This is a genomic window from Pseudoalteromonas rubra, from assembly GCF_005887115.1.
Lineage (GTDB): Bacteria > Pseudomonadota > Gammaproteobacteria > Enterobacterales > Alteromonadaceae > Pseudoalteromonas > Pseudoalteromonas rubra_F.
Window position 1 is genome coordinate 1 of the sequence record NZ_PNCJ01000216.1, and the last position, 256, is coordinate 256.

At 49.6% G+C, this 256-nt stretch carries 1 pseudogene; it reads left to right on the forward strand.

Annotation, left to right across the window (positions count from 1 at the left end):
- Positions 1 to 256 (forward strand): annotated as a pseudogene (locus CWB98_RS24320) (multidrug transporter); the annotation flags it as partial.

The following is a 256-nucleotide window of genomic DNA, read 5'->3' on the forward strand; positions in this document are numbered from 1 at the left end:
GCTCTAGTGGGACTTGCCTGTGGAACAAGCTTCGCGCTCACTTCTCTTTGGGTTCGCGAAGCCAGTATCGCATCGGGCCTTCCTTTTCCTCACAGTGCAGCTTGGGTGTTATTGTTGGTGCTGGTTTGCCAAACTGTGATGCTGAGTATGTATATGACGATACGAGAACCACACTCTTGGCGGCTGCTTTGGCAACGTCGCAAACTGACAGTAGCAATTAGTGTTAGCAGCTGTATCGGTTCTATAGGTTGGTTTA